Below are 15046 nucleotides of genomic sequence, written 5' to 3'. Positions count from 1 at the left end.
TTTCTTGTGCGTAATTTAGTTGTAAGATTAGTGCTGGCCTTGGGGATGCTGGGGAGTGCGGTGAGCCATCCGGCACGCGCGCAGCAGGCGGCTCCACCAGCGGGCGACGAACCCAAAAAATACCAGCTGGGCGGCGTCACGGTGAGCGGGGCCCGTAACCTTGACCCCAATACGCTCATCAGTCTGTCTGGCTTACGGGTGGGCGATGACATCAATATTCCGGGGGAGGAGATTGGCAAATCCATTCGTAAGCTGTGGGGCCAGGGCTTGCTGGGGGATGTGAGCGTGACGATTTCCCGCATCGAAGGCAACAAGATTTTCCTCGACTATAATGTGAAGGAGCGGCCGCGTCTGTCGAAGTTTACCTTCTCGGGCATTCGCAAAGGCCAGACGGAGGACCTCACCAAGAAAATTGCCCTCATCCGGGGTAAGGTGGTGACCGACGCGCTGCTGAACAACACGCGCGCTCAAGTACGTAAGTTCTTTGTGAACAAAGGCTACCTCGATGCCAAGGTGAACGTGGTGCAGGTGGCCGACTCGGCGCTGGCCAATAGTGTGGCCCTGCGTATTGACGTGGACAAGGGCTCTAAGGTGCGGATTCACGACATTGCTTTTGAGGGTAACAAGGCTTTCTCGGACCGCAAGCTGAAAGGCAAGCTGAAGAAGACGAAGGAGCGTAAGCCTTATAAATTCCTGACGGCGGGCAAGTTCCAACGCAGCGAATACGAGGAGGACAAAAAGAAGCTCATCGAATTCTACAACACTGAAGGCTACCGCGATGCCGCTATTGTGAGCGACACGCTGATACGTGACAGCCAGGGCTTGGCGCTCAGCATCAAGGTGGACGAGGGGCCGAAGTATTACTTCCGCCACATCACCTGGACCGGCAACTATCTCTACGACGATAAAACGCTGGCTAACGTGCTGGGCATCAAGCCCGGCAGCCCGTACAGCAAGGAAGTGCTGGACAAGCGCATGAACTACAACCCCACGGGGCAGGACATTTCGTCGCTTTACCTGAACGATGGCTACCTGTTCTTCACCATCGACCCGGTGGAGACGAAAGTAGATGGCGATTCCATCGACATCGAGATGCGCATCAGCGAAGGCGTGCAGGCGCACATCAAGGACATCAACATCGCCGGCAATACCAAAACCAGCGACCACGTGCTGCGGCGCACCCTGCGCACGCTGCCCGGCGACAAGTTCAACCGTGAACTGCTCATTCGTTCGCAGCGGGAAATTGCCACGCTGGGTTATTTCGACCCCGAGAAAATTGGCATCAACCCCGTGCCGAACCAGGCCGACGGTACCGTGGACATCAACTACACGGTAGTGGAGAAGCCTTCGGACCAGGTGACGCTGTCGGGCGGTTGGGGCGGCTATGCCGGCTTTATTGGCACGGTGGGTCTGGTTTTCAATAACTTCTCGTTGCGCAAGGCCGGCAATTTCCGCAACTGGACGCCCGTGCCGGCTGGCGACGGCCAACGCGTGGCCCTGAACGTGCAGGCCAACGGCGTGCAGTACCAGGCATATTCGCTGTCGTTTACGGAGCCGTGGCTGGGCGGTCGTCGCCCCAATTCCTTCTCCTTCAGCCTCAACCACAGCGTGCAGCGCGCCGGAGCGGCTTTGGACGCGGCTTCCGACCAGTTCATCAAGGTGAACAGTGCTACGGTGGGCCTGGGCCGCCAGCTGCGCGTGCCGGATGACTACTTTACGCTCAGCAATTCGCTGTCGTACAGCCAGTACCAGACGCAAAACTACATTGCCATTGCCGGCGCCACCACGGGCACGTTCAACAACATCACGCTGAACACCACGCTGGCCCGCAACAGCATTGATAACCCGACCTATACCCGCCGCGGCTCCTCGCTGAGCCTGAGCGTGAACCTGACGCCGCCGTACTCGCTGCTGAATAAAGACCACACCAGCAACGAGTGGATTGAGTTTCACAAATGGATGTTCGACGCCTCGTGGTTTACGCCCATTGTGGGCAAGCTGGTGCTGAACACCCGCGCCCACTTCGGCTACCTGAGCACTTACAACTCAAACCGCAACGTGGGGCCGTTTGAACGCTTCAAAATGGGCGGCGCGGGCCTGGGCTACAACGGCGGCGGCAACTTCCTGGTGGGCGCCGACTACGTGGGCCTGCGCGGCTATGCCGACCCAGGCGAAGCCTATGCCATTCCCACGGCGCAGCAGAACCAGCCCGGCGGCATTGCCTTCAACAAGTACGTGCTGGAAATGCGTTACCCGGTCAGCCTCAACCCGGCTGCTACGGTGTACGTGTTGGCCTTTGCCGAAGCCGGCAACGCAGTTGATGCTTACACCAACTACAACCCCTACAAGCTGTACCGCTCGGCCGGGGTCGGCGCCCGCATCTTCATGTCGGCCTTTGGTTTGCTCGGGTTTGACTTCGGCCACGGCTTTGACTCCGTCATTCCCACTGCCCTCAACCCGGGCACGCAGGACATGAACCGTTTCCACTTCATCATCGGCCAGCAAATTCGCTAGCCGGGCACTAGCGAGCGACATTTCACGTTTCCTCCTGTATGAAGAACATCAGTGGCCTGTGGCTGGCCTTATTGTTGCTGTTGGCCGTGCCGAGTGCTCAGGCACAGAAGTTTGGCTGGGTTGATTCGGAGTTTATTATGGGCAAAATGCCTGAATATGCCAAAGCCCAGACGGAATTGAATGCGCTGTCGGATACATGGCAGAAGGAAATTGAAGCTCAGAAAAAGGACCTCGACAAGCTCTACCGTACCTATCAGGCCGAAGAAGTGGTGCTGACGGAGGCGATGAAAAAAAAGCGCCAAGACGAAATCCTGAAGAAAGAGCAGGACATTAAAGCCTATCAGAATAAGCAGTTTGGCTACGAAGGTCAGCTGTTTAAGAAACGCCAGGAGCTGAACAAACCGGTGCAGGACAAGGTGTTTGAAGCCTGCGAAAAGGTAGCCAAGAAGAAAAGCTTGGCGGTGCTGTTCGACAAATCCGGCGATTTGACTATGCTTTACACCAATCCAGCGCACGATTACACCGAATTTGTGTTGGAGGAACTGGGTCTAGGTGCTGAAGACCGCAACCAGCCCGGCCCCAAAGGCCCGCTCAAAACTGTAGTGCCGCCCAAAACGCCGGTCGACCCCAATTTTGAGTCCGATTCGGGTACGCCCGAACCGGCTATATCGCCCGCCACAAAGGCTCCGGCCACAAAAACGACGAGGCCGGTGAAGAAGACCTCGAAGTAATTACCTTTGTCCCAACATTTTTCCTGACCCTTTTTCTTTTTGATGAATCTCGTGAAAATTTTTCGTCTGACGCTCGCCGCCGCTCTGCTGACCGCCGGAACCCTGGCCGCCACTTCTGCGCAGGCCCAGGCTCCCCTGAAAATCGGGTACACCGACGTGCAGTATGTGCTGGCCCAGATGCCCGAAAGCAAGCAAATTGAATCGGACCTGAAAGCCTACAATTCGCAGCTGGAAAACCAGCTGAAGAGCAAGACTTCCGAGCTGGAAACAAAATATAAGGCTTACCAGGCCGGTGAGGCTACGATGACTGACATCGTGAAGGCCGATAAACAAAAGGAACTGCAGGGTATGCAACAGTCCATCCAGGAGTTCCAGCAGAGCGCGCAGCAGTCGCTGCAGCAGAAGCAGCAGACACTGCTAAAGCCGGCTCTCGACAAACTCCAGAAGAACATTGACCTGGTGGCCGACGAGAACGGCTTCACTTATGTGTTCAACTCCGACGGTGGCGGCAGCCCGCTGCTGTTGCATGCTCCTAAAGACGGCGATATTTCGGACATGGTGCTGAAGAAAATGGGCATCACGCCCGGCGCCAATACGCCCGTAGTTCGTCAGCCTACCCCGGCTCCGAACACGACGCCGGCCCCCAAGACGCCGACCAAGACCAAAGTCAAAACCAAGTAATGCTATAATGGCCGCTACGGCGACCAGAAAAAGCCGGAGCATCCGCTTCGGCTTTTTTCGTGCCAAGTAGTTTAGAAACCGATGGAAGACGCGTTTGAAGAGGATGAGGACTTGCTGGGCGTGGGGCCCGACGAGGAGGGCGATGAGTTGTATGAACACCACCGCATCGTAGTCGACCGCGGGCAGGAGTTGCTGCGCATCGATAAATTCCTGCACAACCGCCTGCGCAATACCTCGCGCAACAAGATTCAGGAAGCCATTCGGGCGTCGGCAGTAGAAGTGAACGGCACGGCTGTGAAGCCAAACTACCGCATCAAGCCGCTCGACACCATCACTATCACGCTGCCCGAACCGCCGCGCGACGACCGGGTGGTACCCGAGGAAATGCCTCTCGACATCCGTTACGAGGACTCGGAAATACTCATTGTGAACAAGCCGGCCGGCCTGGTGGTGCACCCCGCCTACGGTCACTGGCAGGGCACGCTAGTCAATGGCCTGGCTTTTCACTTGGCCAACCTGCCCACGGGGCGCAACGGTGAGGTGCGCCCCGGCTTGGTGCATCGCATCGACAAGGACACGTCGGGCCTGCTGGTCATCGGCAAAACGGAGTTTGCGATGACGCACCTGTCCAACCAGTTTTTTCACCACACCATTCAGCGCAGCTACTTGGCGCTGGTGTGGGGCACGCCGCCCGGCCCCACGGGCACCATTCGCGGCCATATTGGCCGCAGCGTGCGCGACCGCAAGGTGCAAGCCGTCTATCCCGATGGCGACTACGGGAAGGCCGCTGTGACGCATTATGAGGTATTGGAAAGCTTCGGTCCTGTCACGCTCGTGCGTTGTGTGCTCGAAACCGGGCGCACCCACCAGATTCGAGCGCACATGCAGTATCTCGGTCACCCGCTGTTCTCGGATGCCACCTATGGCGGCGACCGTATTCGGGTAGGGCAGAACACCGGCGCCTACCGCGATTTCGTGGAAAATGCGTTCCAGATAATGCCTCGCCAAGCCCTGCACGCCCGCTCGCTCGGTTTCGTGCATCCTACTTCCGGCGAGCAGTTGTTTTTTGAAGCAGAACTGCCGGAAGACTTTGCAATGGTGCTGGAAAAGTGGCGTAACTGGGCCGCTTCGTAGCCCTTTGTATAGGTCACAAAAAAAGCCCCGCTGTGTCACAGCGGGGCTTTTTAGCTACTTCAACCGTTACTTTTTCTTAACGGTCGTCGTGGTAGTTTTCTTAACCGGCGTGCGGGCCGGCGTCTTCAGGATTTTGATGTTCTCCTCGGCACCCTTGTTGGTAGGGTCCGCTACCAGTACCTGCTCGAAGTATTTGATGGCACCGGGCTTGTCGCCGGCAGTGGCGCTGTATACGCCCAATTGGCCGTATGACTCGATGACGCCGGATTTGAACTTAGCCGGGTCAGCACCTTCGGCTTTCGAAAGCTCAATGTACTTCTCGTAGTAAGGCTTAGCCAAACCTTTCTTACCATCCGAGTCCATGTAGTTGTTAACCCGGGCACGCTCCAGGTAGCCAGGCGCGTAGGTGGGCTTAGCCGTCAGAATGATGTTGTACACGCTGTCGGCACGGGTGTACTGCTTGTCGCCGGTGAAGGCAGTGGCCAAACGGAATTGGTCAGTCAGGTCACCTTTGCAGTTAATGAGCTTGTACTTGTACACGCTGATAGCGCCTTTATAGTCCTTCTTGTTGGCGTAAATCGTGGCCAGGTCGTTCTGCAATTCACACGCCTTCGACGGGTCCTTCTTAATCATTTCCTGAATACCAGCCACGGCTTCGTCGCCTTTGCCGGTACGGCTCAGAATCTTGTTCTTGTAGGCCAAGTCTTCAGGAATAATCTTGTCCTTAGGAGCAACCCTCAGGTACGTATCCATGGCTGCAGCAGCACCGGTATAGTCACCGGTTTCATACAGCAGGTAGGGCTTCAGGCGGTTCATTGTGAAGTTGTTGGGCTCAACGGCCAACACCTTGTTCACTTCAACCAGCGACTCAGGATACTTCTTGGTCAGGTACAGGAACGATGCGTACTGGGCGTTCGTGGAAGACGAAGGCTCAGCCAAATCCGTGTACTTCTTGAACGTGCTCAGCGCCAAGTCGTACTGGCCGGCGTAGTAGTACATGTCGGCCAACTCGCGGTAAGCCGGAGCGTAGCTGGGGTCCAGCTCGATGGTTTTGTTCAGCGCTTCACGGGCAGCATTGAAGTTACGGGCCCGTACGTCCAGCACGCCTTTTTTGTAATAGGCTTGGGCGTAGCTGGGGTTGGCCGCGATGGCGCGGTCGAAGCTGGTCATGGCTTCGCCACCGCCTTGGTCGGAGTGCAGGTAGATGTCGCCGCGAGCTACCATCAGAGCCGGGTCGTCCTTCTTGAAAGCCGTTTGGGCAGCCGTCAGGTAAGTCTGCGATTTGCCTGCTTCCTTGATGTCAGCTTCGCCATATGCCTGCGCAATCATGGTCAGGACTTTGGTGTCTTTGTTTTTGGTGGCTTTGGCAGCGGCATCAAACTGTGCCTCGGCCGGGGCCAGCTGACCTTTGGCGAGCAAAGCCCGGCCGGCAGCTACCTGGCCAAACGGCGTCGTGCCGGCGGCCTTGTTGAAGAAGTAAGCAGCCGAATCCGGCATGTCACGCATTTGATACAGACGGCCCAACTCAAACGCCGACTCGGGCGAAGAGCCGGGGCGCAGCATGGCGCGGGCTTCGTTGTAGCGGCCCAGTTCGATGGCGCGCTGGGCTTTCTGTACGTCTTGGGCGGTGGCCGCCGTAGTGCCTGCTGCCACAAAGAGGGCGGCGAGCAGCGGCTGTTTCCAGGGCTTGAAACTCATAGGATGATGAAAAGATGAAAAGCGTAAGTGAAAAGGGGTACGCGCAACGCGCGCTTACAGTTTAGGGGTGGTCACGATGCGGGCCTGCATCTGGGCCGGCAGCAAGCCCGACTTCTGAAAAATCAGCTGACCACTTTTACCTGCCACGAAGGATGCAAACCCTGTGCCTAATCCGGCGCGCGCCTCCCGGCTGATGATGTAAAGGTTGCGCCGCAGCGGGTAATTCTGCAACTCGCGGTGTTCGGCGAGCTGTTGCGGAGTCTTCTCGGCTAAGTACACCTGGTAAGGCTGGATGTAGTCGGCGGGCGTTGGGTTGGGCCGGGAAGTGATGCTGGCCACCCGCACCTTGTTGGCAAACTTCATGGCGGCGGGGTCGTCGCGGTCCGATATCCAGTTCACGCCCACCACACCAATGGCATTCGGGTGCGTCGCAACATAATCAATCAGGGCGGGGTTCGATGTTGCGGCAAAAACGCGGGTGGTCAGCGCCGCGCCGCGCGTCACCGAGTCGCGCACGAAACGCGCCGTGCTGCTGCGGTTGGCATCAAATACTACGTTGATGGCCGACAAACCTTTCTTGCCGCTAACTTGGCTCCAGTTGGCTGTTTTGCCCGTGAAAATATCGGCCAGCTGCGCCACCGTCAGTAGCGAGTCCGGATTGGACCGGTTGAGCACGATGGCCAACCCATCGATGCCAATGTGCGTGGTGCGCGTGCTGATTGTCTGCTTCTCAAAGTCGGCCTTTTCCTCCGCGTTTAGCTCCCGCGATACTACCGCCAGCTTAATCTTGTCGTTCACCAAATCCAGCATCACCTTCTCCTCGGGCTGAAAAGACGTCTTCAAATGAGCATTTGGGTAGAGCTTGCCAAACGTGTCAATCTCTGCTTGCAGGATGGGAGCGAATGTTTCATCTACGCCCACGGCCACGTTGCCGCTGGTGGGCGTGTCCTGCGCGCCGGGGGTGCCGGGGCCATTGCAGGAGGCCACCGCTAGGGCAGCCGCCAGCATCGTAGCCGCGCTGGTAGTCAAAAATTGCGTGCGCTTAGTCATGGTCGTTTGGAGGAGTAGTTTTGCGAAACTGGGCCTGATAGATGCGGTAGAAGCGCAGCAGGCCGTAAAGAACGAACACCGAGCCCAAAACGCGGCGCGCAATTGGCCCCAATGTGATAATGCTGCCAGCGGCTGGGACGTCGGCCGTCCACCAAAGCCAGGCTCCCAGGCCCACATAAACCAAGGCCATTATCAAAGCAAAGTAATGAACCAAGCGCTGAGGCGACTTCCCGAGCCGTTCTTCAGTTGTGGGGATGTTGAGCATGAGGCAATAAGCGCAGGAATGGAGATGGATAAACCGTAGAACGGCTGCTAAAGGTTCGGATGGCCCGGAGATAGCCACGGAATCGGCCCACAAAAAAGCCGAAAATTAGCCGCTTTTCATAGTTGCGGACAATTTTCAGCTTTTCTGCAGGCGCTTGCCATGATGCTTGGCGTTGGGTTGCTACTCAAATTGGAATGTAATGGGCAGCGTGAAGCGCACCGGCACGGCATGATGGTTTTGCAGGCCCGGCGTCCAGGCCGGCATCTCGCGCACCACGCGGGCCGCTGCTTCCTCCGTGCCATAGCCCAGTCCCTTCAGAACTGTTACCTCGCCAATCGAGCCATCGGTCTGCACGACGAAGGAAACAAAGACTTTACCCGATACCTGCGCCGCCAGCGCGGCCGCCGGAAACCGCAGATGCTTTTGCAGGTAGCGCTGCAAAGCCGCCCGGCCGCCCACAAAATCCGGCATCACTTCGGCATACAGCACCGCGGTTGGTGCGGGCGCCGCTGCAGGCCGGGCTGAGTCGCTACTTGGTCCAGTGCTCAGGCCGGTGCTGCTCGTGGCGCCATCAGCATCCATTGCTCCGGCCTTCGCGGGGCCGGTTGGGCCCACATCGGGGAGGAGTTTCGTGTCTACCTCTGGTTTAACTTCCTGGTCGGGAGCAACCTGTGTCTTGATGACGGCGTGCGGAACTACCGTCACGGCCGGGTGCACGGCTACGGGTGGAGGCGTCGGCTTGATTTTGGGCAGCTCGTAAATCTGTGGATGAGACTGTGGCATCTCGGGCAGCGCAGGGCCGGCTATCGGCGCATCCGCAAAAAGCGTTTTGGCCGTCATTCCTGCGAGGAACAGCAGCGAGCAGGTTGTTAGCGTAATGGCCAGCGCCGACCCCAAGTGGCGCTGGTAAGACCGGCGCAGCTGGAAGGCGCCATAAGCTTGGTTGCGGCCCTCGAAAACGATGTCATCGAGCGAGCCAGTGAGCATGATGGGCGTGGACATAGCAGTGTGGGTTGAGGTGAAACAATCGAACCTAAGCCACATCAGCGGGGGCCCACCGCCATTGGCTTTCCTGCTCTCAACGCCGGATACATGTAGTATAGTATGCAAGCATACCTTTTTTCTTTCTTCGAGTAAGAAAAAAGAAAAACCCCGAATCAAGCCGTAAAGCTTCATTCGGGGTTTTCTTATTGCTGCCTTACGGCAGCGGTATTCTTTACTGAATTTTGAAAGTAATCGGTACCGTAAACGATACACTTACCGCGCGGCCGTTCTGCTTCCCGGGGATGAACTTGGGCAGGGTTTTTACCGCCCGAATCGTTTCCTCGTCCAAGCCGGAGCCCAGTCCTTTCACCACTTTCACGTCCGAAACATCGCCTTGGGCATTCACCGTGAAACTCACGAAAATGCGTCCTTCGACTTGGTTGCGGAGTGCCAGGGGCGGGTACTTGGTGGCTTTCTGAATGGCTGCTACAATGGCACCGTTGCCGCCGCCGCCGGGCAACTGGGGCATCTGCTCCACGTAGGTGTAGACTTTGTTTTCTACCACCTCTTCAACCACCTTGTCGCCTTCACCCGAGAGTTCCGACAGGTCAGGAGCGGCATCGGTGTTGCCCTTTACGGTCACCGTCGATACCGCTTTGTCCTTCAGCTCGTCCTGGTCCGGCACCTCTTCCTTCTTCACTTCCTCATCCTTTTTCACTACCGGAGGAGTGAATTTGATGGTGGTGAGCTTGGGCGGCGGGGGTGGCGGCGCCTCGGGGGGCGGGGGAGGGGGTGGCGGCTTGGTTTCGTCCAGCGGAGGAGCGTCCATTAGCACGTTCTCCTGCAAGTTTTTCTTCGGCTCTTTCGGCATCTTGTCCTTCAAGTACTGCGAAATGAGTGGGAAGGCAATCAGCAACAGGAAAAAAGCCGTGGCAATAATCAACGCCCGGGTTACGTGGCGCTGGTACAACCGACGAAGCACATAAGCTCCGTACGCCTTGTTACGGCCTTCAAAAACGATGTCGTTTAAGCTGGCCTTGGCGATTTGCGCATTGTCCATCATAAGCCAGATTCTTTAATAAGGTCTAAGTCGTCTTTGAACACCTTCACCAGTGCATATTTCTTCTGGTTCGTGATATTCATCTCGTCGAGAATATCCACCATGTTCTTATACTTGGCGTCCTCAGTCGGCTTGATGAGGATAATGGGCTCGGGGCTTTGGCGCTGGCGGTCCAACAGGACCTTCCGGATGCCGTTGGCCGAATAGTCGGTCACTTTCAGCTCAGGCTTCGGTACGGTTTTGTCGTTGGGCGTGTTCAGGCCAAAGTAGTAGTAAGCTTTGTTGTCCTTGCCCAGCAGGATGGTCATGGCCTGCGAGGCCTTGATTTTGGTGTCCTCCACGTCGTCGGTCTTCTTCACCGGCATCGTGAGCTGCATCACGTTGGGCTTGGCAAAGGTGGTCGTCAGCATGAAGAAGGTGAGCAAGAGGAAGGCCAAGTCAACCATCGGGGTCATGTCGATTTTAGTCGACATTTTCTTGGCCCGCTTTTTCCCACCTTTCCCACCGGAATCGGCTTTTCCTTGAATTTCTGCCATGGGATTTACAAAAGTGAATGAACAGGGAAATGAAAAGCTTGTGTAGCTAAGTCAGAACTACTTAGCAGCAACAGGCTTGTTTTCCAGGTCCGTAATGAGGTTGAAGCGGTTGATGTCGCGTTCCTGTAGCAGCTTGATGACCTGCTGCACCGTCGGTACGTCGGCGTTGCCGTCGCCCTTGATGGCGATAAAGGTTTGCTTTTTGAAAAGCGCCAGGTTGGCCCGGCGGGCTTCCATTACCCAATCAATAAGCTGGTTATTGAGCGAGTCAATCGGAATGCCGGGCTGTTGTGCGTTAAGCGCCTTGCGCTCTTCCTTCTCCACGTTGAGGTAAGACCCCAGTTGGTTGATAGGAAGGCCGAAGTTGGGCAGGTTGCTGAATTCCTTGGCCTGTGCTGCCGTAAAGTTGACGCCGTACTTGGCTGCCACCTTTTGCAGGATTTGGGTTTTGGTTTTAGCATCATCAACCCCAAAAAACACGCGCTTTTTGTTGTCGATGGTCAGCGTAATCACGTTACTCTCGGGCAGCTTAATTTCCGAGACGGACGATGGCGTGTCCACTACCACCGTCTCTTCAGGGGCGAATTTGGTGGTGAGCATGAAAAACGTCACCAGCAAGAAGGCCAGGTCCACCATCGGCGTCATGTCGAGCGACGGCGAGGTACGGTGCGGTTTTACTTTAGGCATTGCGAGGTGGGATTAAAAGGGGGCGATTCGTTCGGGATTAGCTGAACGAATCACCCCGCATTTTAGTGCATCAGTGAAAGACGGAAATTAAACCGTCCGAACCGGCTGGCCCGCGTTGCTGCCGTGCTGGCCGGCAAACGTCTGGATGATGCTGAAACCAGCCTCGTCGATGCTGTAGGTCAGCTCGTCAATTTTGCTGGTGAAGTAGTTGTAGGCTACGATGGCGAGAGCCGACGTACCGATACCGAGAGCCGTGTTGATAAGTGCTTCCGAGATACCGTTTGCCAGAGCTACGGCGTCGGGGCTACCGGCCTGGGCCAGAGCGGCGAAGGCGTTAATCATGCCGAATACCGTGCCGAGCAGACCAGTCAGCGTGGCGATAGAAGCCAGCGTCGAGATGATAACCAAGTTCTTCTCGAGCATGGGCAGCTCCAGAGCGGTGCTTTCCTCGATTTCTTTCTGGATGGCGAGTACGCGCTGGTCGGTGCCCATGGAGGTTTCGCGCGACATTTCGTTGTATTTCAACAGGCCGGCTTTCACCACGTTGGCTACCGAGCCTTTCTGCTGGTCGCACACGGCGAGGGCGCCGTTGATGTCGTTGGCGTTCAGCTTCTGACGCACGCTACGCACGAACGACTCGATGCTCTTGCTGCCTTTGGCTTTGCTGATGGTGAGGGCCCGCTCGATGGAGAAGGTGATTACGCAGAGCAGCATGGTCATCAGGATGGGTACGATGACACCACCCTTGTAAACTATACCCAGGTAGTCACCGGCCATGGGGTTGTTTTTGTGGTCACCGCCTTGGAAGTGGCTGCCGTCACCAAGCACGAACTTATAGACTACAACGCTGACAATAAAGGCTAGGATGATAACCAGGACGGAGAACAGCGAGGCTCCACCGCTGCTTTGGGCTTCGGCTTTGGCGGCCGTCGCGGCGGGCCGGGGGCTCGTATTCATGGCATTTTTCTGTTCCATTGTTCCGGAGTGTTTGGGGTTGTTGTTGTGAAGTAGTTGAATTGAGTGGGTAAAGAAAAAGCAAAAAGTTGGTTAGAAGCGCAGCAAGTGGCAAAGAACGTTGATAATCCCGTAAATGGAAGGACTAAAATGGCACTTCCCAAAGTTCAAATTTCCCACTGAGCCGTCTTAGCTGGGCAAACCTAACCAAAAAGCTTGGCCCGACCAAAGAAAACTTGCCCGGCGCTGACCAGAAATGAGAAGGATGAAGGTAGAATGAGGCCAACGCTAATCGGGCGCGTTAGGTTGGGCGGGTCGCCGCTTGGCTTCTTCCCAATACACATCCATCTCGGCCAGCGATAGGTCGGCGAGGCGTTGGCCGGCGGTATTAGCCGCACTTTCTAGGTACTGAAAACGATTGATAAACTTGCGGTTGGTGCGTTCTAGTGCTTCTTCGGGGTTAATACCTGCAAAGCGGGCAAAATTTACCAGCGAAAATAGCAAATCCCCGAACTCATCTGCGGCCCGCTCGGCCTGCATCTTCTCGGGATTGCCGTGGCCATATTCTTCGCCGAACTCCCCTAATTCTTCCTGCACTTTCTGCCATACTTGCTCGGGCTGCTCCCAGTCGAAGCCGGCGCCGCGGGCTTTTTCCTGAATGCGCATAGCTTTTACCAGCGCCGGGAGGGAGGTGGGCACGCCGCTAAGTACGCCTTTGTTACCTTTTTCCTTCAGCTTGAGCTGCTCCCAGTTGCGTTTCACGGCGTCTTCGTCGTCGGCCCGCACGTTGCCGTAGATGTGCGGATGGCGCGAGATGAGCTTCTCGCACTGGGCGTTGAGGACGTCGGCAATGTCGAAGGCGCCCTTTTCGGCTGCAATGCGGGCGTAGAAAAGCAGGTGCAACATCACATCGCCCAGCTCTTTCTTGAGGTCGGGCAGGTCGTCGCGCAGAATGGCGTCGCTGATTTCGTAGGTTTCCTCGATGGTGAGGTGGCGCAGGCTCTGCAGAGTTTGCTTTTTGTCCCAGGGACACTCGGTGCGCAGGCGGTCGAGCACGTCGAGCAGGCGGCCGAAGGCTTCGAGCTGAGCGGGGCGGCGAACGTTGGTAAGCAGGTCTGTAGGGGCGGGGGCGGAATTTTCCATTGTTCCAAAGATAAATCGGGCGCCGCCAACCGGCGGTTCATGCCTAATTTTGGCCTTTCAAAAATTCGACTACGTGACTCTCATAAAATCAATATCCGGCATTCGGGGCACCATTGGCGGGCCGGTAGGGCAGGGCCTGACGCCCCTCGACGTGGTGAAGTATGCGGCCGCTTACGGCACGTGGGTGAAAACCCAGGCCACTGACAGCAAGCTCATTGTAATCGGCCGCGATGCCCGCCTCTCGGGCGACATGGTGAGCCGGCTGGTGGCTGCCACCTTGCAAGGACTCGGCCTCGATGTGTGCGACCTGGGCCTGAGCACCACGCCCACCGTGGAAATGGCCGTGCCCGCCAAAAACGCGGCCGGCGGCATCATCCTCACCGCCTCGCACAACCCCAAGCAATGGAATGCGCTGAAGCTGCTCAACGCCACCGGCGAATTTATTTCTGAAGCCGATGGGCAGCAGGTGCTGGCTTCGGCTGAAAGCGAGGACTTCGATTTCGCGCCGGTGACCAAGCTGGGTGAGTACACCACGGACGATACCTTCCTGACGACGCACATTGAAGCTATTCTGGCGCTGCCGCTGGTGGATGTGGAGGCCATCCGGGCCCGCAACTTCCGCGTGGTGGTGGATGCGGTGAACTCGTCGGGCGGCTTTGCCGTGCCGCAGCTGCTGGAAGCCTTGGGCGTGACGACGGTGGAGAAGCTGCACTGCGAGCCCACCGGTGACTTTGCCCACAACCCCGAGCCGCTGCCCGAGCACCTGCGCGACATTGCCAAGGCACTGGAAAAAGGCGGCTTCGACCTCGGCATCGTGGTGGACCCCGACGTGGACCGCCTGGCCCTGGTGAGCGAAAACGGCCAGATGTTCGGCGAAGAATACACCCTGGTGGCTGTGGCCGACTACGTGCTAAAGGCCTTGGGCGGCGGCAATACCGTGAGCAACCTGAGCAGCACCCGCGCCCTGCGCGACGTGACCGAAAAGGCCGGCGGCAGTTACGCCGCCGCCGCCGTGGGCGAGGTGAACGTGGTGACCAAAATGAAGGAAACCAATGCCGTGATTGGCGGAGAGGGCAACGGCGGCATCATCTACCCAGAATTGCACTACGGGCGCGACGCGCTGGTGGGCATTGCGCTGTTTCTGACGCATCTGGCCAAATCGGGCCTCACGGTGAGCCGGCTGCGCAATTCGTACCCGGGCTATTTCATCTCGAAAAATAAAATTGAGCTGACGCCCGACATCAACACCGACGACGTGCTGGCCAAGATGCAGAAACGCTATGCCAAGCAGCCGGTGAATACCATCGACGGTGTGAAAATTGAGTTCGACAAGGAGTGGGTGCACCTGCGCAAATCCAATACCGAGCCCATCATTCGCATCTATGCCGAGTCGGATTCCAACGCGACGGCCGATTATCTAGCCCAGAAAATCATCGGTGATATCAAAGAAATCATTGCCGTGAAAGCATAGTAAGCAGGGCCCGGAACCACGTTCCGGGCCCTGCTTGCTTTGGGGCAATGGTTAACGGCCGAGTTGGTTTCGGCTAAAAGTCCGAGGTTTGTGTTTTAATACCCTGATTTGGCGGGAGCACCCACTCCCCATTGACTT

At 57.0% G+C, this 15046-nt stretch carries 14 protein-coding genes; 5 read left to right on the top strand and 9 right to left on the bottom strand.

Annotated features, from left to right (window positions below):
* The first annotated feature begins 6 nt into the window (after positions 1-6).
* From bamA to Q5H92_RS18575, 4 genes are all read left to right on the top strand, one after another.
* Positions 7-2514, top strand: coding sequence for an outer membrane protein assembly factor BamA (bamA, locus tag Q5H92_RS18590; RefSeq protein ID WP_305013058.1), 2508 nt, complete (start codon positions 7-9; stop codon positions 2512-2514).
* A 38-nt stretch (positions 2515-2552) separates the two neighbouring features.
* Complete coding sequence (locus Q5H92_RS18585; RefSeq protein WP_305013057.1) at positions 2553-3245, top strand: OmpH/Skp family outer membrane protein; 693 nt, start codon at positions 2553-2555, stop codon at positions 3243-3245.
* Positions 3246-3296: 51 nt separating this feature from the next.
* Positions 3297-3926: an OmpH/Skp family outer membrane protein gene (locus Q5H92_RS18580; protein WP_305013056.1), complete on the top strand. Its 630-nt coding sequence runs from the start codon at positions 3297-3299 to the stop codon at positions 3924-3926.
* Positions 3927-4007: 81 nt separating this feature from the next.
* Positions 4008-5060, top strand: a complete 1053-nt coding sequence (locus Q5H92_RS18575; RefSeq protein WP_305013055.1) for an RluA family pseudouridine synthase — start codon at positions 4008-4010, stop codon at positions 5058-5060.
* A gap of 66 nt (positions 5061-5126) precedes the next feature.
* On the opposite strand, the gene Q5H92_RS18570 is transcribed toward Q5H92_RS18575, so the two are convergent.
* The 9 genes from Q5H92_RS18570 to mazG all read right to left on the bottom strand — a co-directional run bounded on the left by Q5H92_RS18570 (position 5127) and on the right by mazG (position 13437).
* Complete coding sequence (locus Q5H92_RS18570) at positions 5127-6758, bottom strand: tetratricopeptide repeat protein (protein ID WP_305013054.1); 1632 nt, start codon at positions 6756-6758, stop codon at positions 5127-5129.
* Between the two features lie 54 nt (positions 6759-6812).
* Positions 6813-7808 carry a PstS family phosphate ABC transporter substrate-binding protein gene (locus Q5H92_RS18565; RefSeq protein ID WP_305013053.1) on the bottom strand — a complete coding sequence of 332 codons (996 nt, stop codon included), beginning with the start codon at positions 7806-7808 and terminating at the stop codon, positions 6813-6815.
* Entirely contained in the window at positions 7801-8073 is a 273-nt protein-coding gene (locus Q5H92_RS18560; RefSeq protein ID WP_305013052.1) for a hypothetical protein, read from the bottom strand. Before Q5H92_RS18560 ends, Q5H92_RS18565 begins: the two co-directional genes overlap by 8 nt.
* 180 nt (positions 8074-8253) lie before the next feature.
* Complete coding sequence (locus tag Q5H92_RS18555) at positions 8254-9075, bottom strand: energy transducer TonB (RefSeq protein ID WP_305013051.1); 822 nt, start codon at positions 9073-9075, stop codon at positions 8254-8256.
* A gap of 214 nt (positions 9076-9289) precedes the next feature.
* Complete coding sequence (locus Q5H92_RS18550) at positions 9290-10120, bottom strand: energy transducer TonB (RefSeq protein WP_305013050.1); 831 nt, start codon at positions 10118-10120, stop codon at positions 9290-9292.
* A complete protein-coding gene (locus Q5H92_RS18545; protein ID WP_305013049.1) occupies positions 10117-10653 on the bottom strand; it encodes an ExbD/TolR family protein in 537 nt (178 codons plus the stop codon). Before Q5H92_RS18545 ends, Q5H92_RS18550 begins: the two co-directional genes overlap by 4 nt.
* Positions 10654-10710: 57 nt before the next feature.
* Positions 10711-11340, bottom strand: a complete 630-nt coding sequence (locus Q5H92_RS18540; protein ID WP_305013048.1) for an ExbD/TolR family protein — start codon at positions 11338-11340, stop codon at positions 10711-10713.
* 87 nt (positions 11341-11427) lie between these two features.
* Positions 11428-12297 carry a MotA/TolQ/ExbB proton channel family protein gene (locus tag Q5H92_RS18535; RefSeq protein WP_305013047.1) on the bottom strand — a complete coding sequence of 290 codons (870 nt, stop codon included), beginning with the start codon at positions 12295-12297 and terminating at the stop codon, positions 11428-11430.
* A 285-nt stretch (positions 12298-12582) separates the two neighbouring features.
* Positions 12583-13437: a nucleoside triphosphate pyrophosphohydrolase gene (gene mazG, locus Q5H92_RS18530; protein WP_305013046.1), complete on the bottom strand. Its 855-nt coding sequence runs from the start codon at positions 13435-13437 to the stop codon at positions 12583-12585.
* A 73-nt stretch (positions 13438-13510) separates the two neighbouring features.
* Here mazG and glmM point away from each other — a divergent pair, with 73 nt between their 5' ends.
* The gene (gene glmM / locus Q5H92_RS18525) at positions 13511-14908 is read left to right on the top strand and encodes a phosphoglucosamine mutase (protein ID WP_305013141.1); all 1398 of its coding nucleotides are present in this window, start codon (positions 13511-13513) and stop codon (positions 14906-14908) included.
* The last annotated feature ends 138 nt before the right edge of the window (positions 14909-15046 follow it).

Origin of the sequence: Hymenobacter mellowenesis, from assembly GCF_030581005.1 — a bacterium.
Classification (GTDB): Bacteria; Bacteroidota; Bacteroidia; order Cytophagales; family Hymenobacteraceae; genus Hymenobacter; species Hymenobacter mellowenesis.
This window is presented reverse-complemented; position numbering and strand designations above follow the sequence as displayed.